The following is a 17,612-nucleotide window of genomic DNA, read 5'->3' as shown; positions in this document are numbered from 1 at the left end:
GGCAAGCTGCTGACATGAGCGGGCGTTTCGACCCGGTCGCGGCCGACCGCCGGTGGCAGGCGCGGTGGGCCGACGAAGCCTGCTTCACTGCCGACAGCAACAGCAACAAGCCCAAGACCTACGTCCTCGAGATGTTCCCCTATCCGTCGGGGCGCATCCACATGGGCCACGTCCGCAACTACACGATGGGCGACGTGATCGCCCGCTATCGCCGGATGCAGGGCCACGAGGTTCTCCACCCGATGGGTTGGGACGCGTTCGGCATGCCAGCCGAAAATGCGGCCATGGAGCGCAAGGTGCACCCGGGGGAATGGACCTGGGCCAACATCGCAACGATGCGCGATCAGCTGAAGCGCATCGGCTTCGCCCTCGATTGGAGCCGCGAGCTCGCCACCTGCGATCCCGCTTACTACGGTCACGAGCAGGCGCTGTTCCTCGACCTGTTCGACGCCGGGCTGGTCTACCGCAAGGAAAGCGAGGTCAATTGGGACCCGGTCGACATCACCGTGCTCGCCAACGAGCAGGTCATCGATGGCCGCGGGTGGCGCTCCGGAGCCCCGGTCGAGCGGCGCAAGCTCAGCCAGTGGTTCCTGAAGATCACCGACTTCGCAGAAGAATTGCTCGAAGGCCTCGGGGAGCTGGACGCCTGGCCGGAAAAGGTTCGGCTGATGCAGGAGAACTGGATCGGCAAGAGCCCCGGGCTGCAATTCCGCTTCCGCCTCGCGCAGCCTGCCGGCGACATCGACAGCGTCGAAGTCTTCACGACCCGGCCCGACACGATCTTCGGCGCGAGCTTCGTGGCGGTCGCTGCCGATCATCCGATCGCCCAGGCAGCGGCAGCGGCGAACCCAGAAGCGGCGGCGTTCATCGCCGAATGCAAGAAGGGCGGCACCACGGCAGCGGAGCTGGAGACCGCGGAGAAGAAGGGCTTCGCCACCAGCTTCGAGGTCGTCCACCCGCTAGACCCCCAGTGGCGGCTGCCGGTCTACATCGCGAACTTCGTGCTCATGGACTACGGTACGGGGGCCATTTTCGGTGTGCCCGGGCACGATCAGCGCGATTTCGAATTTGCGAAGCAATATCACCTCCCAATTCGCCGCGTCGTTGCTGCTGCTTCCGACGTAGCGAGTCAGCCGATCGGCGACGCGGCAGAGAATGCGCCCGGCATCGCCGTCAACTCGCGCTTCCTCGACGGACTGACGACCGAGCAGGCCGCCGCGGAGATCATCCGCAGGGCCGAGGAAGCCGGCTGGGGCCAGGGCACCACGCAATACCGTCTTCGCGACTGGGGCGTCTCGCGCCAGCGCTACTGGGGCACACCGATCCCGATCATCCACTGCAGCGGGTGCGGAGCGGTGCCGGTCCCACGTGATCAGCTGCCGGTGGTTCTTCCCGAGGACGTCAGCTTCGACATTCCCGGCAACCCGCTGGACCGCCACGCGTCGTGGAAGAATGTCGACTGCCCGAGCTGTGGCGGCGCGGCGCGGCGAGAGACAGACACGCTCGATACCTTCGTCGATTCGAGCTGGTACTTCATCCGTTTCGCCAGCCAGCCGTCCGACAGGCCGTTCGACCCTTCGGAAGCCGAAAAGTGGCTGCCGGTCGCGCAATATATCGGGGGCGTCGAGCACGCGATCCTTCACCTCCTCTACGCCCGGTTCTGGACGCGCGCTTTGCAGCGGATCGGCAGGCTTTCCGTCGCCGAGCCGTTCCGTGGCTTGTTCACCCAGGGCATGGTCACGCACGAGACCTATCGCGCGGGTGACGGTAGCTGGCTCAGCCCCGATGAAGTGAAGCGCAACGGCGACGACTGGATCCACATCGAAAGCGGACAGCCGGTGACGCTCGGCCGCGTCGAGAAGATGTCCAAGTCGAAGCGCAACACCGTCGATCCCGAACCGATCCTCGATGAATATGGCGCGGACGCAGTTCGCTGGTTCATGCTGTCCGACAGCCCGCCCGAACGGGACCTCGAATGGTCGGTCGGGGGAATTGAGGGCGCCGCCCGCTTCGTCCAGCGCGTCTGGCGCCTGGCAACTGCGGATCTGACGGCCGAAGGCACGGACGAAGCGCTCGACCGCAAATGGCACCGCGCCGTCGCGGCCGTCGGCGAAGCCATCGATGGGCTCCAGTTCAACAAGGCCGTCGCACAGCTCTATGAACTGGTGACCGCCATCGAAAAGGCGAAGCCATCCGCCTCCCGGGGGCAGGCGGTTCGCACGCTCGTCTTGCTGGTCGCGCCGATGGCCCCGCACCTCGCCGAGGAATGCTGGTCCGCCATGGGCGAGCAGGGACTGATCGCCGACGCGGCCTGGCCGACGTTCGACCCGGCCATGCTGGTCGAAGATCAGGTGACCCTGGCCGTGCAGGTCAACGGCAAGCTCCGCGACACGTTGACTGCGCCGCGGGGGCTCGACCGCGGCGCGGCCGAAGCCTTGGCGCTCGCGTCGGAGAATGTGCAGCGGCAGCTTGCCGGCGCCGCTCCGCGAAAAGTGATTGTGGTTCCGGACAGGCTGGTGAACATCGTCGCATGAAGCCGCGCCTGATGATCGCCGCCTTGCTGCTGCCCCTGACGGGCTGCGGGCTTCGCCCACTCTACGCCGGCGGGAACGACGGCCCGGTCGCAGGCGTGCTCCAGTCGGTCGAGGTCGCGCCCATTCCCGGCCAGCCTGGGTGGCTGGTGCGGACCAAGCTTGTCGACCGCCTGACGCGGACGGGGAGCGGAACGCCGCGGTACCGGCTGGATGTGAAGCTGGACGATAATTTGACCCTGTACGGCCTTCGCGCCGAACGCGCCGCTACCCAGGAACGCCGCACCCTCCGCGCCCGCTACCAGCTCGTGGATCTGGCGAATGGAACGACCGTGCTCGACGCGACTGCAGGGTCGGACGTCAGCATCGATACGGTCAGCAGCGAATATGCGACCGTCGCTGCCGAGCAGACAGCGCTGGAAAACCTTTCACGAATCCTCGCCGACCAGATCGTTGCACGGCTCGCGGTCTACGCCGCGCGCACAAGGTGAAAGTCGCAAAGCAGTCGATCGCCCGCGTCGTCGACCAGCCCGATCGCGCGACCCGCTTCTATCTGTTCTGCGGCCCGGACGAATCGCAGTCGCGCGCGCTTGCGGCTCGGCTGCTTGCAGCCCTCGGCGCCGCGAAACTCGCGGTGAGCAGCGGGGAAGTAAGGGCCAATCCGGCGCTGCTGGCCGATGAAGCGGCGGCGCTTAGCCTGTTCGGCGAGCGCCGGCTGATCTGGATCGAGCCAGCCAGCAACGAAATCGCCGACGGCGTAGAGGCGCTGCTTGCCGCGCCGTCGATCGAAAGCCCGGTGGTGGCGATTGCCGGCGCGCTGACGAAGAGCTCCGCGCTCCTCAAGCTCGCGGAAGCGTCGCGGGACGCTCAAGCTTTCACGGCCTATCCGCCGGAGGGCAATGATGCGCTCCGCGTCGTTTCGGAACTCGGGCGCCGCTACGGCCTGAAGATCAGCCCGCCCGTGGCTGCGCGGCTGGCCGAGAGCTGCGCCAACGACCAGGCGATCGTTGCCCAGGAACTCGAAAAGCTCGCCCTGTACGTCGGCGCGTCGCCTCATGCGCCGAAGGACCTGGAACTCGACGCTGTCGACGACGTCGGGGCAGACAGCAATGAGGAAGACATCCTCAAGCTTGGCGACATGGCGCTGACGGGAGACATTGCGGGCCTTTCCGAAACCGTCGCCCGGCTCCCGGCCCAGGGTTCTGAAGCCATTCCGGCCATTCGCGCTCTTCAGCGCCGGCTGCTGATGCTCACGCCTGCCCGGGCCCGGGTCGAGCGCGGCGAACGACTGGATGCCGTCTTGGCGTCACTTGGCAAATCATTGTTCTGGAAGGACAAACCGGCGGTGGAGCGAATGCTGCGTACCTGGACGGCGCACGATCTGGCGACGGTTGCCGAGCGGGCCGGTGCCCTCGAGCGATCCTTCATGTTCAGCCCCGCCCCACAGCGTGAAGCGTTGGGAGAAGAGTTGCTGGCGATTGCTCGCAAGGCGCGCAGCGCCGGCCGCTGAAGCCTAGATCGGCTCTCCGCTCAGCCGCTGGCAGATCATGTCGAGCTGATCGAGGCTCGAGTAGCTGAGGGTGACGGCACCACCCTGCCCCTTGTGCGCAACCTGGACCTTGAGGCCGAGCATGTCGCTCAATTGGCGCTCGAGCGCAGCAAGGTCCGCATTGACGGGTCCGGCTGCCGCTCTCCGCGCGGCGGCGCGCCCGAAGTCGATCCCGGCGCCCGGCCTTACTTTCTTTGCCTCCTGCTCCGTGCGACGCACCGACCAGCCATGGCGAATGACCTCGCGCGTGAGCGCTTCAGGGTCCTCGGACGCCGCGACAGCGCGAGCGTGGCCCATGCTGATATCGCCTTTCAATAGCGATTGCCTCACGAACTCGGGCAGTTCGAGCAGGCGCAGCAGATTGGCGACATGGCTTCGCGACTTGTGGACGATGCCGGCGACCGCGTCCTGCGTGTGGCCGTAGCGCTTGATCAGTTGCCGGTAGCCCTCGGCCTCCTCGAGCGCGTTTAAGTCCTGCCGCTGGATATTCTCGATCAGCGCCAGCTCGGCCGTCGTATTCTCGTCGATGTCGCGGACAATGGCCGGGATCTTGTGCAGCTGCGCACGCTGCGCGGCGCGCCAACGGCGCTCGCCGGCGACAATCATGAACCCGTCGCCGTCGCGCCTCAGCAGGATCGGCTGGAGCACGCCGCGTTGACGGATTGAATCGGCAAGCTCGTCGAGCGCCTCCTCGCTGAAATGGGTGCGCGGCTGCTCGGGATTGCGGTGAATGCGCGAAAGCTCGACTTCGCGGACACCCGAGCCTTCGTCGGCGCCGCTCTCCGCAGCCGGACTGCGCGTGGCTTCACCGAGCAGGGCCGAGAGACCCATGCCGAGGCCTTTCGCCGGCCGCTCGGCGCTCATGCCGCCTCCGCGATCTGCGGCAGGCGCCCGATCAACTCCCGCGCCAAGCGGACATAAGCTTCGGAGCCGGGGCATTTGAGGTCGTAGATCAGCGCCGGCAGGCCATGGCTCGGCGCCTCCGACAAACGCACGTTCCGTGGCACAATTGTATCGAACACTGCCGCGCCCAGGCACGCCCGCACATCTTCGGCAACAGCCTGCGAGAGATTATTACGGCGATCAAACATCGTCAGCGCTACGCCGAGGATGCTCAGTTCCGGGTTGAAGGCGGTGCGAATACGTTCGACGGTCTGAAGGAGCTGGCTAAGCCCCTCGAGCGCGAAGAATTCGCACTGCAGGGGCACGAGCAAGTGCCGTGCAGCGACAAGCGCATTGACGGTAAGCAGTCCGAGCGATGGCGGGCAGTCGATCAGGCAGATGTCCCAGCGCTGCGGCCCCGCCGCCGCCAAGGCTTTGTCCAGGCGGTGGGCGCGATCTTCGAGGGAGACCATCTCCACCTCCGCGCCGGACAGGTCGACAGTGGCCGGGAGTAGGTCGAGCCGCGGGACACGCGTCGCCACCGCCGCTTCTGAGGCCGACGCCCTGCCGATCAAGACATCATAGCTCGACAGCGTGCGATGTGAGGCAGAGATACCAACCCCGGTTGAGGCATTTCCCTGCGGATCGAGATCGACCAGGAGGACGCGCCAACCGATTGCGGCGAGTGCCGTGGCGAGGTTGATGCAGGTCGTGGTCTTGCCGACCCCGCCCTTTTGGTTCGCAACCGCGATGCGGATCATTGTTTCGCCCTCACCCCCGTACCGACAACGATGAAGGACTCGGCGTCGGTGACACTTGGTTCCACGTGAAACACACCTTGCCACGCGCGCCGGGCGTCGGCCAGTTCGGTCTGGGCACTTCGTCCCTTGGGCAGCACCCACAGGCTTTTTCCTGTGGACAGATGCTGGGATATCTCAAGAAAGCGAGCGAGTACCGCGACAGCGCGTCCGGTGATCACGTCGAACTTTCCCTCGACGCGCTCGGCCTTGCCGCAGATCACATTGGCGTCGATGCGGAGCGATTCGCAGGCCTTGTGGAGAAAATCGGCGCGCAGGCGGCGCGGCTCGACAAGAGTGACGGGACCTTCAACCATGCAGGCGATCACAACGCCCGGCAGGCCTGCTCCCGATCCAATGTCGATCCACGAAGCCTGTGGCTCCTCTGCGAACCGAACGAGCTGCGCAGAGTCGACAATGTGGCGTTCCCAGATTTGGTCGAGCGTCGCCGCAGAAACCAAGTTTTGGCGGCGGCTCTCGTCCCGCAACAGCGCAACATAGGCCTCGAGCCGTTCGATTGTTTCACGTGAAACAGGCCGCCCTGTGACCTGCTCGAGTCGCTCGATCATGCGGCTGCGCGACGACTTGCGGCTACATAGACGGCAGCTACTGCCGCCGGAGTAATCCCTGGGACGCGCGAGACCTGGTCCAGCGTCTCCGGACCCGCAGCTACCAATCGTTCGACCATCTCCGTCGATAGGCCAGGGACTGATCGATAGTCGAACTGGGGCGGTATCCATATGCGCGCGTCGCGTCGAATGGCGTCCCACTCGCGCTGCTGGCGCTCTACGTAAGGCGCATAGAGCATGTCTGCCTGACCTTCGGCCGTTTCGGCCCAACCGGACCTCGTCCGAGCATCCAGGTGCGCCTGTATGTGCACTGCTCTGCGATCGCCGATACAGCCCGCAGCCAAAGCGGTCTGGCCCAACCGCGTTGTTGAATTATCGGCTCGCAACACGAGCCGATACTCGGCGCGCGCCGTCATCATGCGGTACGGCTCACTGACACCTTGCAGCGTCAGATCGTCGACCATGACCCCGATGTACGAGCTACGGCGGTCGAAGCGAACCTCATCCAGGCTTAGTGCGGCCGCCGACGCATTGAGGCCCGCCACCAGCCCTTGAGCTGCGGCTTCCTCATAGCCGGTAGTACCGTTGATCTGGCCAGCAAGGAACAAGCCCGGGATGTCCCGCACTTCCAGGCTTTGGTTGAGCCTGCGCGGGTCGACATATTCATATTCGACCGCATAGCCCGGCCGAGCGATCACTGCTCGTTCGAGGCCCGGGATCGCTTGTACGAACGCCTGCTGGACATCCGCGGGGAGCGAAGTCGAGATGCCGTTGGGATAGACGAGCGCATCGTCGAGACCCTCCGGCTCGAGAAAGATCTGGTGACCGTCCCGATCGCCGAACCGCTTCACCTTGTCCTCGATTGAGGGGCAATAACGCGGCCCTCGGCCTTCGATCGCGCCCGCAAACAGCGGCGAACGATCAAAGTTCGCGCGGATGATGTCATGCGCCTTCTCGCTTGTGCGCGTGATCGCACAGCGAAGCTGTGGGAGCCGGACGCCATCGTCGAGCGATGACATCGTCCAGGCGTCCGCATCGCTGGGCTGCTCGACAAGACGCGACCAATCGATGGTGCGTCCGTCCAGACGCGGCGGCGTCCCGGTCTTGAGACGGCCCTGGCCGAGTCCAATCTCGCGGACCTGCGACGCGAGTGGGACCGCAGAGCGCTCGCCCTGCCGTCCGCCCTCAAGAACGCGCTCCCCGACGAACATGCGCGCATCGAGGAATGTGCCCGTCGCGACCACAACGGCGCGGCAGGACAGATCGCCGACACTTGTCCTGACGCCGGTGACTCGCCCGCCAGCGATGATGAGCCCGATGGCCTCGGCGATGACGACGTCGACACCGCTCTCCTCCATCGAGTCAGCCACCGCGCGCTGGTAAAGCTTCCGGTCGGCCTGGACGCGCGGGCCCCACACGGCCGGGCCCTTGCTGCGGTTGAGCATGCGCCGCTGAATGGCGGCCCGATCTGCGGCGCGCGCCATAATGCCGTCGAAGACATCGAGCTCGCGTACGAGGTGCCCCTTGCCGACGCCGCCAATCGACGGGTTACAGGACATCTGTCCGAGATCCTGACGCCGGAACGTCAGCAGCGCCACACGCGCGCCACGGCGTGCGGCCGCAGCCGCAGCTTCGCACCCGGCATGGCCGGCGCCGATCACCAGAACGTCGTGCATGGCCAGCGCCTTACACCATCAGCGTTTCACGTGAAACGCTACTTGCCCAGGCAAAAGCGGGAGAAGAGCGCGTCGAGGACATCCTCCACCCCGGCACGGCCCGTCACGCGATCGAAGGCGGCTCGCGCGGACCGGAGCTCCTCAGCGATGATGATCGCCTCAGCTGCGGAGGCGGCACTCGCTAGGGACACTGCCGCGATGCGGAGCTGTTCGGACTGGCGGCGGTTCAGCGCGACCGCCCCCTCCGTCGGTAGAAGCGAGCGGGCGAGGTGGACCACCTGCTCCAAAAGGCGATCGATCCCGGACCCGGTCATCGAGGAAAGCTGAAACGACCCCGTCGGCGCATCCGCGCGCTCCGGCAGATCGGCCTTGGAGTGAACCAGAAGGCACCTCGGGTGAGCAGGGGCATCCTCCGGCGCCCCCAGCCACAAAAGGATGTCGGCTGCATCGATCAATGCCTCCGCGCGGGCAACGCCGATCGCCTCGACCTGGTCGTCCGCCTCGCGAAGCCCTGCTGTGTCGGTAAGTATCAACGGAACGCCAGCGAGGCTGAGCGGGACCTCGATGTGGTCCCGCGTCGTTCCTGCAATCGGCGTGACGATCGCTCGCTCTTCCCCGGCTATCGCATTGAGAAGGCTGGACTTCCCGGCATTCGGCGGACCGGCGACCACGACCCGGATGCCGTCTTTCAGCCGCTCGGCGGGGGGCTTTGCGAGCCACGCTTCGAGCTCCTGCGCAAGAGCGCCGCAGCCGCGAGCGAGCGCAGGATCAGGCGCTTCATCCTCGTCATCATAGTCGATCGCCCGCTCTGCCGCCGCGGACAGACCAAGCAGCCGCTCCTGCCACTCGGCGACCTGCTTGCGCAGTCCGCCCTCGGCAAGCGCAAGCGCTGCCTTGCGCTGCGTTTCGGTCTCGGCCTCGAGGAGGTCGGCGAGCCCTTCCGCTTCGGTAAGATCGATCCGGCCGCTAGCGAAAGCGCGTCGCGTGAATTCGCCCGGTTGCGCGGCCCGCAGTCCAGGAAGTGACGCCAAGGCGTCAAGCACGGCGTCCACGACTGCGCGGCCGCCATGGCACTGCAATTCCACGACATCTTCGCCAGTCGCGCTCGCCGGCGCGTCGAACCGCAGCACCAGTGCTTCGTCCAGGAGCTCTCCGTTGCCAGGATGCCGCAGTTCCCGCACGGCAGCAGTCCTCGGCTCCGGTAGCGTCCCTGCAAGGGCTCGGCCTGCGTCGTGAGCTCCAGGGCCGCTCACGCGGATAATCGCCACGGCCGCTGGCGGGCGCCCGCTGGACAAAGCGAAGATGGTGCTTTCAGCCACCGCTGCCCTCTACGGCAGCGCAGCCGCTAGGCGAAGAGCGTGCCGATGCCGACCCGCGGATCGACCCAGCCGTCGTAGATCATCTTGCCAGCCACATAGACGATCACGACCAGGCCTACGTAGGCGATCCACCGGTAGCGCTCGATATATTTGGCGATCACGTTTGCAGCGATACCCATCAGTGCGACGGCGAAGATCAGGCCGACGATGAGGATGCCCGGGTGCTCGCGTGCAGCACCCGCTACGGCGAGGACATTGTCCAAGCTCATCGAAACGTCGGCGACCGCGACCGCCCACACCGCGCCCGCAAAGCTCTTCGCTGACCTAACGCCGCTATGCTCATCGCCCTCAATCTCGGGCGAGCCGGCGCTCTCATTGCCGTGATGAAGGTCGCGCCACATCTTCCAAGCCACCCACAGCAACAGCAGGCCGCCGACCATGATCAGGCCGACCACCTGCAGGAGCTGGGTGACGACGAGGGCGAAGATGATTCGCAGTACAAGCGCTGCGATCACGCCGATGAAGATGACCTTGCGCCGTTCCGCGGCCGACAGGCCCGCAGCGAGCGCTCCGACGACGATCGCATTGTCTCCAGCGAGCACCAGGTCGATCATCAGTACCTGGACGAAGGCGGCGAACGCCGCCGGCTCCGTGATGTTCGAAAAGTCCCGAACGATCGCGTCCCACATGCCGCCGACCCCGCCGAAGCCTTCAGATGCGGCGGCAGGCGCGGCGGCCATGAGGAGGTCGATGATCAACGCTGGGTGTCCCTTTCAGCCACGGCTCTTCTGACCTGAACCGTCAAACGCCTACTGATTCATGCTGGCGAAGAAGTCCTCGTTCGACTTAGCGTCCTTCATCTTGTCGAGAAGGAACTGCATCGCGTCGACGGTGCCCATCTGCATCAGGATGCGGCGTAGCACCCACATCTTGGTAAGGACGTTCTGGTCGACCAGCAGCTCTTCCTTGCGGGTGCCGGACTTGCCCACGTCGAGCGACGGGAAGATGCGCTTATCGCTGACCTTGCGGTCGAGCACGATTTCGCTGTTACCGGTGCCCTTGAACTCTTCGAAGATGACCTCGTCCATCTTCGAGCCGGTGTCGATCAGCGCCGTGGCGATAATCGAAAGCGAACCGCCCTCTTCGATATTGCGGGCCGCGCCGAAGAAGCGCTTCGGACGCTGCAGCGCATTGGCGTCGACGCCGCCGGTCAGCACCTTGCCGGAGCTCGGCACCACCGTGTTGTAGGCGCGGCCGAGACGCGTGATCGAGTCGAGGAGGATCACGACGTCCTTCTTGTGCTCGACCAGGCGCTTGGCCTTTTCGATCACCATTTCGGCGACCTGGACGTGGCGCTGCGCCGGCTCGTCGAAGGTCGAGGAGATGACCTCGCCATTGACCGAGCGCTGCATGTCGGTGACTTCTTCCGGCCGCTCGTCGATGAGCAGGACGATCAGGATGACCTCCGGATTGTTGTCGGTGATCGCCCGAGCGATGTTCTGCAGGAGCACCGTCTTGCCGGTGCGCGGCGGCGCGACGATCAGCGCGCGCTGGCCCTTGCCGAGCGGCGAGACGATATCGATCACCCGCGCCGACTTGTCCTTGATGGTCGGGTCAAGCGTGTCGAGCTTGAGCTTCTCGTCCGGATAGAGCGGCGTCAGATTGTCGAAATTGACGCGATGACGAACCTGGTCGGGATCGTCGAAATTGATCGTGGTGACGCGGGTCAGCGCGAAATAACGCTCGCCTTCCTTGGGCCCCCGGATCTCGCCTTCGACCGTATCGCCGGTGCGGAGGCCAAAGCGGCGCACCATCTGCGGCGCGACATAGATGTCGTCTGGCCCAGCGAGATAGTTGGCCTCGGGCGAACGCAGGAAGCCGAAGCCATCGTTCAGCACCTCAATGGTGCCCGACCCCATGATCTCGGCGCCGTTTTCGGCCTGGACCTTGAGGATCGAGAACATCAAGTCCTGCTTGCGCAGGGTCGATGCACCCTCGACGCCCATCTCCTCGGCCATTGCGACGAGCTCGGCGGGGGCTTTCTTCTTCAATTCTTTCAAGTGCATGGAACAGTCTTTTCTTGGGATTTGGTGCTCGAGCTTACAAACTGTCGTCAAAGCCGGAGGCGGCAGGACGCCGCTAATGGGAAGCGTGGCCGGCGCATGAACTCACCGCGGCCGCGTGGGATTCGAGGTATGTCTGGCCGGCGCCGCTGTCAATCAGCACTGCGCATCGGGACGCGGAACTAGAACGGTTTGACGATCACCAGGACGACGATGATCGCCGCGGCGATGCCCGGCACTTCGTTGATCATCCGCACCGCCTTGCCGGAGAGCGGCCGCTCCCCCCGAGCCAGTTTCTTGCCATAGGCGCCAAGCCAGCCCTGATAGGCGCTCAAGGCGACGACCAGCGCAAGCTTGGCGTGGAACCAGCCTTGGCTGAACGCATCGATGTGAAAGGCGAGCATCAGCCCGAGCACCCAAACCAGGATCATCGCGGGCGTCAGGATGATCGACCGGACTCGCGATTCCCGTTCGATCCAGGCGCGGTCCTCCGGCGATCCGACGCCGGTCTCCTGATGGTAGACGTAGAAGCGGGGAAGCAGGAACAGGCCCGCCATCCAGAAGATGACGAAGGTCAGATGCGCGGCCTTGACCCACAGATAAGCGGCGCCCAGCCAGCCGACGAAATCGCTCACTCTTTGCCTTTCACCCGCCGGATCAGCTGCTCGACATGCGCGATCGGCGTGTCCTGCAGGATTCCGTGCCCCAGGTTGAAGATGTGCGGGCGTCCGGCGAAGGCGTCAAGGACGCGATCGACTGCGCTGTCCAAAGTCTCACCGCCGGCAATCAGCGCCAATGGGTCCAGGTTCCCCTGGACGGGCAGCCCAGCCGGAAGTTCGCGCGCAGCCCAGGCCGGGTCGACCGTCTCGTCGACACCTATGGCATCGACGCCGGTCTCGCGTGCGTAAGCGGGGAGCTTGCCACCGGCGCCCTTGGGAAAGCCGATTACGGGCACGCCCGGGTGCCGCTCGTGAAGCGCCGCCGTCAGCCTTGCGGTCGGCGCAATCACCCATTGCTCGAACTGGCTCGGCGACAAACTGCCTGCCCAGCTATCGAACAGCTGCACTGCCTCCGCGCCGGCGTCGATCTGCCGCGACAGATAGTCGAGCGTGACTTCCTCGATCCGGCCGATGATCTCGCCGAAACGCTGCGGGTCGGCATAGGCCATGCGTCGCGCGTCGGCCTGGTCGCGGCTGCCCTCGCCGGCGATCATGTAGGTCGCAACGGTCCAGGGACTGCCCGCAAAGCCGATCAGCGTCTTTTCGGCGGCAAGCTGCGCCTTCACCTTGCGCACGGTTTCATAGATCGGCTCCAGCCGCGCGAGCACCGGCGTCAGGTCGTTGAGTGCCGCTGAGCCCAGCGGCGGTGTCAGCCGCGGCCCCTCGCCGGCGATGAAGGTCAGGTTCTGACCGACCGCGAAGGGAACGATCAGAATATCGGAGAAGAGGATGGCGGCGTCGAGCTCCGGGAAACGCTTGAGCGGCTGAAGCGTGATCTCCGCCGCGGCGTCCGGAGCGTAGACGAGGTTGAGGAAGCTTCCCTTCTCCGCCCGCAGCGCCCGATATTCCGGCAGATAGCGCCCGGCCTGGCGCATCATCCACATGGGCGGCGGGCCGACCCGCTCGCCTTTGAGGACCGCCAGCAGGGGCTTGGCCGCAGGCGTGTTCGGAAGCTCGGAAGGCATGGAAAGCCACTCCTCTTCTCTTCTTTTATATATTTATAGAAGAAGATTGATGATGTGATTGGGCGGTGAAGCGCGGGGTTTAGGCGCGGCTCCCGAAATTGCCAACAAGGGCCTTGTGCCACCCTCCCCTGAGAAGTCCGCGAGTCGCGCTGAGCTGCTCCCATGATTCACAGGCTGGGGGCAGTTTTCGTCCCCGTGGATTAATCGTTGAACAAAGCTCGGCGGGCGTGCGCGGAATCATTGGTTGAGGCGCTCCCCAGCCTCGCGCTACGATTCCTTTGCCCTTTTTCCACAAGGTTGTTCCTTGAGCCTGATCCTCGCTTCCACCAGCGCCATTCGCCGCCAGATGCTCGATGCTGCCGGCGTCCGCTATGAAGCTGTGAAACCTGACGTGGACGAAGACGTCCTCAAGCAGCGCCTCGATGATCCGGCCACCATCGCGCTCGAGCTTGCCAAGGCCAAGGCGAGCAGCGTCGCAGGAGAAGCCTGGGTGATCGGCAGCGACAGTGTGGTTGCGGTTGAGGGCCGCCAGTTCAACAAGCCGCACGACCGGGATGAGGCGGCGGAGCACCTGCGTTTCTTTTCCGGCAAGACCATGCGGTTGACGAGCGCTGTCGCTCTTGCCCGCGGTGGCACTGTTGAATGGAGCATCGCAGACACGGCGGAATTATCGGTGCGGCCGCTGAGCGACGCCTTCATCGGCGCCTATCTCGACGCCGAATGGCCGGAGGTCGGCTATTGCGTCGGCGTGTTCCGGATGGAGGGCCGCGGGGTGCAATTGTTCGACCGCATCGACGGCAGCTATTTCACCATCCTGGGCATGCCGCTTCTGCCTTTGCTCGGCGCCTTGCGCGACCGCGGGTTGATCGCCGCATGATCAAGATCGGTCTCACCGGCTCGATCGGCATGGGCAAGTCGACGGTGGCGAAGATGTTCGAAGCCGCTGGAGTGCCGGTGTTCGATGCCGATGCTGAGGTGCGCAAGCTGCAGTCCGACGGCTCGCCTCTGCTCCAACAGATTGGCGAGCTTTTTGCGGGGACAGTGACGGACGGCGTTCTCGACCGCGATGCTCTGGCGGCGGCGGTACTTGGCGATCCGGAGAAATTGCAGCTGCTCGAAAGCGCGGTTCATCCTGCCGTTCAGAAGGCGCGGCGCCGTTTTATTGATGTACATGCCGATGCGCCGGCTCTGTTGTTCGACATTCCTTTGCTGTTCGAGACTGGCGGGGAAGGCGAGTTCGACAAGATCGTTGTGGTATCCGCGCCTGCCGAGGTGCAGCGCGCTCGGGTCCTCCAGCGGCCCGGCATGAGCCCGGACAAGCTCGAGGCCATTCTCGCCCGCCAGATGCCGGATGCGGAGAAGCGCGGGCGCGCGGATTTTGTCGTCGATACAGGGTGCGACCTATCCACAACTGAGGGCCAGGTGCGCGACATTCTCGCTTGTCTCGGAATCCTCAAAGGAGGATAATTTCGGCCGTGCGGGAAATCGTCTTCGATACGGAAACTACGGGGTTGAGCCCGCTGGCCGGCGACCGGATGGTCGAGATCGGCTGCGTCGAGATCTTCAACCGTGTCGAGACAGGCCGGCACTTCCACGCCTACTTCAACCCCGAGCGCGACATGCCGTTCGAGGCGGAAGCCGTGCATGGGCTGTCGACGATCTTCCTGTCGGACAAGCCGCGTTTCTCCGAAAAGGCGGAAGAGCTGCTCGACTTCCTCGAGGATTCGCCGCTCGTCGCGCACAATGCCAGCTTCGATTTCGGGTTCCTCAACCATGAGCTCGAGCGCTGCGGCCGGCCGAGCGTCTGCATCAGCCGGATGGTCGACACCTTGGTGCTCGCGCGCAGCAAGCACCCTGGCGCGAAGCATAGCCTCGACGCCTTGTGCATGCGCTTCGGCGTGGACCGCAGCCACCGCGTCAAGCACGGCGCACTGCTCGACGCGCAGCTCCTCGCGCAAGTCTATGTCGAGCTGACCGGCGGGCGGCAGATCGGGCTCGGGCTCGTTGCCGACACCGAGCAGGTCAAGGTGCAGGAATCTTCCGGCTCGGTAACGGTCCGCGAACCGAGAATCCCGCGCCCCCATGCGCCTGCCGATGAGGAACTAGAACGGCACCGCGCGTTTATGGCTCAGTTCGTCAATCCGCTTTGGGCACGCTTCGCCGGGGTCAGTTGACGCCAGCTTTTCGGCGGTCCTAAGCGGCCCCGATTACGGAAGGAGCAGGCCAAGTGGACATTCGCGTTGCAGATCATCAGGTCGACACCAGCGATTCGGTGCATGACCTCGCGCAACGCCGCATGGCTGAAATCACCGAAAAGTATTTCTCCCGGGCCATTGGCGCGAACGTCACGTTCGAGCCGGGCGGAGACAATGGCTTTTCGTGCAACATCGTCGCCCCCATTGTGAACGGCGTCGTCCTCAAGGCCTCTCACAGCGCCCGTGAGCCTGAAATGGCGTTCAATGGCGCGGCCGACCGCATCGAAAAGCAGCTTCGCCGCTACATGAGCCGGTTGAAGGACCACAAGGTCGACGACGGCGCGCGTCCCGTGGTCGAGAATGCCGGCTACCGGATCTTCTCGCCCGGGCCCGAAGAAGCCGAGGCAGCCGACGCGCCGGCAATCATTGCCGAGACCCGCGTGGACATCCCGGAATCGAGCGTCTCGGACGCCGTCATGCTGATGGATCTCAGGAACACCACGGCGCTGCTGTTCAAGAACAGCGCGACGGGGGAGTACAACATGATCTACCGCCGCGAAGACGGGAACATCGGCTGGGTCGAACCGCACGACGCCTGAGCCCCGGCAAAGCATTCAAACAGAGCGGCGGGCATGTGGCTGCCGCGGTCACCCGAGTCCTTGTCATGCACCTTTCCGACTTCCTGGATTTCGACGCGATCAAGCCAGCGCTGCCGGGCGGGAACAAGAAGACGCTTCTCCAGCAGCTCGCCAATGTCGCGGCACAGCGGCTCGGCCTTGATGCGGCGGAGATCCTCGCCAGCCTCGTCGAACGCGAACAACTCGGCTCGACCGGCTTTGGCCAGGGCGTTGCGATCCCCCACGGCAAGGTCGAGGGGCTGAAGCAAATCTACTGCCTGTTTGCGCGGGTGGCTGAGCCGCTCGACTATAAGGCGATCGACGGGCGGCCAGTCGACCTGGTGTTCCTGCTCCTCTCGCCACCCGACTCCGGCGCCGAGCACCTGAAGGCGCTGGCGGCGATCAGCCGGATCACGCGCAATGCCGCAACGCTCGAGAAGATGCGGGGCGCGCGCAGTCGGGACGCACTGGCTGCGGTGCTGCTGGCCGCCGACGAGCGCGACGCCGCCTAAGGGTGGACGAGCGCCTCCCCGCGCACGTTGAAGTGAGCGCGATCCTCCGGCGCGCTGCTACGGGGGGCGATTTCGCAACCGTGCTGCGAAAAGGCGATGCCGAGCGGGGGTCGATCCTTCTGTTCGTCGCGAGCCGCGGCGCTCATGTCCGGTGTCTTGAGCGGGTGCTCTCGTTAAGCGATGGCGCTTACCGCTGGGAGAGCGTCGGGCCGGGCGAATCGGCGAGTTCCGCCGATGTGAGCGACTTCCTCGCGCGCCGGGCACGCTTCGACGCGGATTTGTGGGCAATCGAACTGGATATCGCGGACGCCGAACGGTTCATCGCTGAAACGACCTCGTCGGGTTGACCCGGCAGAGTTGCTGCCCGACACCCGCTGACGACAACACGAGCGGGGGGCATTACCTCGGCAGTTATAGCCAGGAATGCCACGCGAGACGGGGAATCACCGCGAGCGCACGCGGAAGTAGTGCAAAGTACAGGCGCTCGAAAATACGGCGGTTCACCGCAGAGATACGGCTTCAGTTTTGGCTTCTATTCGTTCGGCGCTGCTGATTTGTGCTGCGCTTACCGCCTCTTTGATTGCGCCGGCCAAGGCCGGTCCTTCAAGCGAACCTTTGGTCTCGGTTGCTAACGCGACCCTTGGCAAGGTTCCGGTGCAGCAATTGCTCGATCCCAACGGCCAACCGCAGCTTGCCCAGCCTCCCGCTCCGCAGGAAGCAGTGGTTGAGCCTGAAGCCGCCGACGAGCCGCAGGTCGATCGCAAGCAGACACTCGCCTCGATGGTTGAAGATCTGCGCAGCTCCGAAGCGGGCAGCCGCGAGATCGAATGCCTTGCGACCGGCATCTATTTCGAATCCAAGAGCGAACCGCTCGCCGGCCAGCTCGCCGTCGGTCAGGTGATCGCCAATCGCGCCGAAAGCGGCGGGCGCTTCCCGTCGAGCTATTGCGGCGTGCTGTTCCAGCGCGGGCAATTCTCGTTCGTGCACGGCAAGACGTTGCCGAAGGTGCCGCGGGCGAGCCGCCAGTGGCAGACCGCCGTCGCGATCGCGAAGATCGTCGACCAGGACCTCAAGGATTCGGAAGTCGGCAACGCTCTGTTCTTCCACGCGCGCTACGTGTCGCCGGGTTGGCGCCTGAAGCGCGTCGCGTCGATCGGCAACCACATCTTCTTCCGCTAAAAATCATTTTCGAAAGCGGGCGGGCGGCGGGCGAGGGCA

The 17,612-nt window shown here is 64.9% G+C and carries 19 protein-coding genes; 10 read left to right on the top strand and 9 right to left on the bottom strand.

Annotation, left to right across the window (positions count from 1 at the left end; all coding sequences use genetic code 11):
* Positions 1–14: 14 nt before the first annotated feature.
* The 3 genes from leuS to holA are packed head-to-tail and all read left to right on the top strand — an operon-like array spanning position 15 to position 4,041.
* Positions 15–2,534: a leucine--tRNA ligase gene (gene leuS / locus VIL42_05435; protein ID HEY8592296.1), complete on the top strand. Its 2,520-nt coding sequence runs from the start codon at positions 15–17 to the stop codon at positions 2,532–2,534.
* Entirely contained in the window at positions 2,531–3,022 is a 492-nt protein-coding gene (lptE, locus tag VIL42_05430; protein ID HEY8592295.1) for an LPS assembly lipoprotein LptE, read from the top strand. The genes leuS and lptE overlap by 4 nt, the downstream gene beginning before the upstream one ends.
* Positions 3,019–4,041 carry a DNA polymerase III subunit delta gene (holA, locus tag VIL42_05425; GenBank protein ID HEY8592294.1) on the top strand — a complete coding sequence of 341 codons (1,023 nt, stop codon included), beginning with the start codon at positions 3,019–3,021 and terminating at the stop codon, positions 4,039–4,041. Before lptE ends, holA begins: the two co-directional genes overlap by 4 nt.
* Before the next feature lie 3 nt (positions 4,042–4,044).
* On the opposite strand, the gene VIL42_05420 is transcribed toward holA, so the two are convergent.
* From VIL42_05420 to hemE, 9 genes are all read right to left on the bottom strand, one after another.
* On the bottom strand, positions 4,045–4,944 hold the full coding sequence (locus tag VIL42_05420; protein ID HEY8592293.1) for a ParB/RepB/Spo0J family partition protein: 900 nt from the start codon (positions 4,942–4,944) through the stop codon (positions 4,045–4,047).
* Entirely contained in the window at positions 4,941–5,723 is a 783-nt protein-coding gene (locus tag VIL42_05415; GenBank protein HEY8592292.1) for a ParA family protein, read from the bottom strand. Before VIL42_05415 ends, VIL42_05420 begins: the two co-directional genes overlap by 4 nt.
* The gene (rsmG, locus tag VIL42_05410) at positions 5,720–6,328 is read right to left on the bottom strand and encodes a 16S rRNA (guanine(527)-N(7))-methyltransferase RsmG (GenBank protein ID HEY8592291.1); all 609 of its coding nucleotides are present in this window, start codon (positions 6,326–6,328) and stop codon (positions 5,720–5,722) included. The genes VIL42_05415 and rsmG overlap by 4 nt, the downstream gene beginning before the upstream one ends.
* Positions 6,325–8,004, bottom strand: coding sequence for a tRNA uridine-5-carboxymethylaminomethyl(34) synthesis enzyme MnmG (mnmG, locus tag VIL42_05405; GenBank protein ID HEY8592290.1), 1,680 nt, complete (start codon positions 8,002–8,004; stop codon positions 6,325–6,327). Before mnmG ends, rsmG begins: the two co-directional genes overlap by 4 nt.
* A gap of 38 nt (positions 8,005–8,042) precedes the next feature.
* Entirely contained in the window at positions 8,043–9,323 is a 1,281-nt protein-coding gene (mnmE, locus tag VIL42_05400; protein HEY8592289.1) for a tRNA uridine-5-carboxymethylaminomethyl(34) synthesis GTPase MnmE, read from the bottom strand.
* A gap of 26 nt (positions 9,324–9,349) precedes the next feature.
* A complete protein-coding gene (locus VIL42_05395) occupies positions 9,350–10,078 on the bottom strand; it encodes a YjbE family putative metal transport protein (protein HEY8592288.1) in 729 nt (242 codons plus the stop codon).
* Positions 10,079–10,132: 54 nt separating this feature from the next.
* On the bottom strand, positions 10,133–11,389 hold the full coding sequence (gene rho, locus VIL42_05390) for a transcription termination factor Rho (protein ID HEY8592287.1): 1,257 nt from the start codon (positions 11,387–11,389) through the stop codon (positions 10,133–10,135).
* 179 nt (positions 11,390–11,568) lie between these two features.
* Positions 11,569–12,021 carry a CopD family protein gene (locus tag VIL42_05385; protein ID HEY8592286.1) on the bottom strand — a complete coding sequence of 151 codons (453 nt, stop codon included), beginning with the start codon at positions 12,019–12,021 and terminating at the stop codon, positions 11,569–11,571.
* Positions 12,018–13,070, bottom strand: coding sequence for a uroporphyrinogen decarboxylase (gene hemE / locus VIL42_05380; GenBank protein HEY8592285.1), 1,053 nt, complete (start codon positions 13,068–13,070; stop codon positions 12,018–12,020). Before hemE ends, VIL42_05385 begins: the two co-directional genes overlap by 4 nt.
* 304 nt (positions 13,071–13,374) lie before the next feature.
* On the opposite strand from hemE, the gene VIL42_05375 reads away from it, so the two are divergent.
* The 7 genes from VIL42_05375 (at position 13,375) to VIL42_05345 (ending at position 17,573) form a co-directional block, all read left to right on the top strand.
* Positions 13,375–13,947, top strand: a complete 573-nt coding sequence (locus tag VIL42_05375; protein ID HEY8592284.1) for a nucleoside triphosphate pyrophosphatase — start codon at positions 13,375–13,377, stop codon at positions 13,945–13,947.
* Positions 13,944–14,537, top strand: a complete 594-nt coding sequence (gene coaE / locus VIL42_05370) for a dephospho-CoA kinase (GenBank protein HEY8592283.1) — start codon at positions 13,944–13,946, stop codon at positions 14,535–14,537. The genes VIL42_05375 and coaE overlap by 4 nt, the downstream gene beginning before the upstream one ends.
* An 8-nt stretch (positions 14,538–14,545) precedes the next feature.
* Positions 14,546–15,244, top strand: coding sequence for a DNA polymerase III subunit epsilon (gene dnaQ, locus VIL42_05365; protein HEY8592282.1), 699 nt, complete (start codon positions 14,546–14,548; stop codon positions 15,242–15,244).
* Positions 15,245–15,297: 53 nt separating this feature from the next.
* Positions 15,298–15,864, top strand: coding sequence for an HPF/RaiA family ribosome-associated protein (locus VIL42_05360; GenBank protein ID HEY8592281.1), 567 nt, complete (start codon positions 15,298–15,300; stop codon positions 15,862–15,864).
* 35 nt (positions 15,865–15,899) lie between these two features.
* Positions 15,900–16,394, top strand: coding sequence for a PTS sugar transporter subunit IIA (locus VIL42_05355; GenBank protein HEY8592280.1), 495 nt, complete (start codon positions 15,900–15,902; stop codon positions 16,392–16,394).
* 2 nt (positions 16,395–16,396) lie between these two features.
* A complete protein-coding gene (locus VIL42_05350; GenBank protein HEY8592279.1) occupies positions 16,397–16,741 on the top strand; it encodes a DUF1491 family protein in 345 nt (114 codons plus the stop codon).
* Between the two features lie 268 nt (positions 16,742–17,009).
* Entirely contained in the window at positions 17,010–17,573 is a 564-nt protein-coding gene (locus tag VIL42_05345) for a cell wall hydrolase (GenBank protein ID HEY8592278.1), read from the top strand.
* The last annotated feature ends 39 nt before the right edge of the window (positions 17,574–17,612 follow it).

It is taken from the genome of Sphingomicrobium sp., assembly GCA_036563485.1.
Lineage (GTDB): Bacteria > Pseudomonadota > Alphaproteobacteria > Sphingomonadales > Sphingomonadaceae > Sphingomicrobium.
Note: the sequence above shows the minus strand (reverse complement) of the source record. Positions and strands in the feature narration are given on the sequence as shown.

Excerpts from the sequence above, each read along its gene's own strand:
- leuS (HEY8592296.1), top strand. The coding sequence starts at position 15 with ATGAGCGGGCGTTTCGACCCGGTCGCGGCCGACCGCCGGTGGCAGGCG.
- hemE (HEY8592285.1), bottom strand. The coding sequence starts at position 13,070 with ATGCCTTCCGAGCTTCCGAACACGCCTGCGGCCAAGCCCCTGCTGGCG.
- VIL42_05420 (HEY8592293.1), bottom strand. The coding sequence starts at position 4,944 with ATGAGCGCCGAGCGGCCGGCGAAAGGCCTCGGCATGGGTCTCTCGGCC.
- VIL42_05415 (HEY8592292.1), bottom strand. The coding sequence starts at position 5,723 with ATGATCCGCATCGCGGTTGCGAACCAAAAGGGCGGGGTCGGCAAGACC.
- rho (HEY8592287.1), bottom strand. The coding sequence starts at position 11,389 with ATGCACTTGAAAGAATTGAAGAAGAAAGCCCCCGCCGAGCTCGTCGCA.
- coaE (HEY8592283.1), top strand. The coding sequence starts at position 13,944 with ATGATCAAGATCGGTCTCACCGGCTCGATCGGCATGGGCAAGTCGACG.
- mnmG (HEY8592290.1), bottom strand. The coding sequence starts at position 8,004 with ATGCACGACGTTCTGGTGATCGGCGCCGGCCATGCCGGGTGCGAAGCT.
- rsmG (HEY8592291.1), bottom strand. The coding sequence starts at position 6,328 with ATGATCGAGCGACTCGAGCAGGTCACAGGGCGGCCTGTTTCACGTGAA.
- lptE (HEY8592295.1), top strand. The coding sequence starts at position 2,531 with ATGAAGCCGCGCCTGATGATCGCCGCCTTGCTGCTGCCCCTGACGGGC.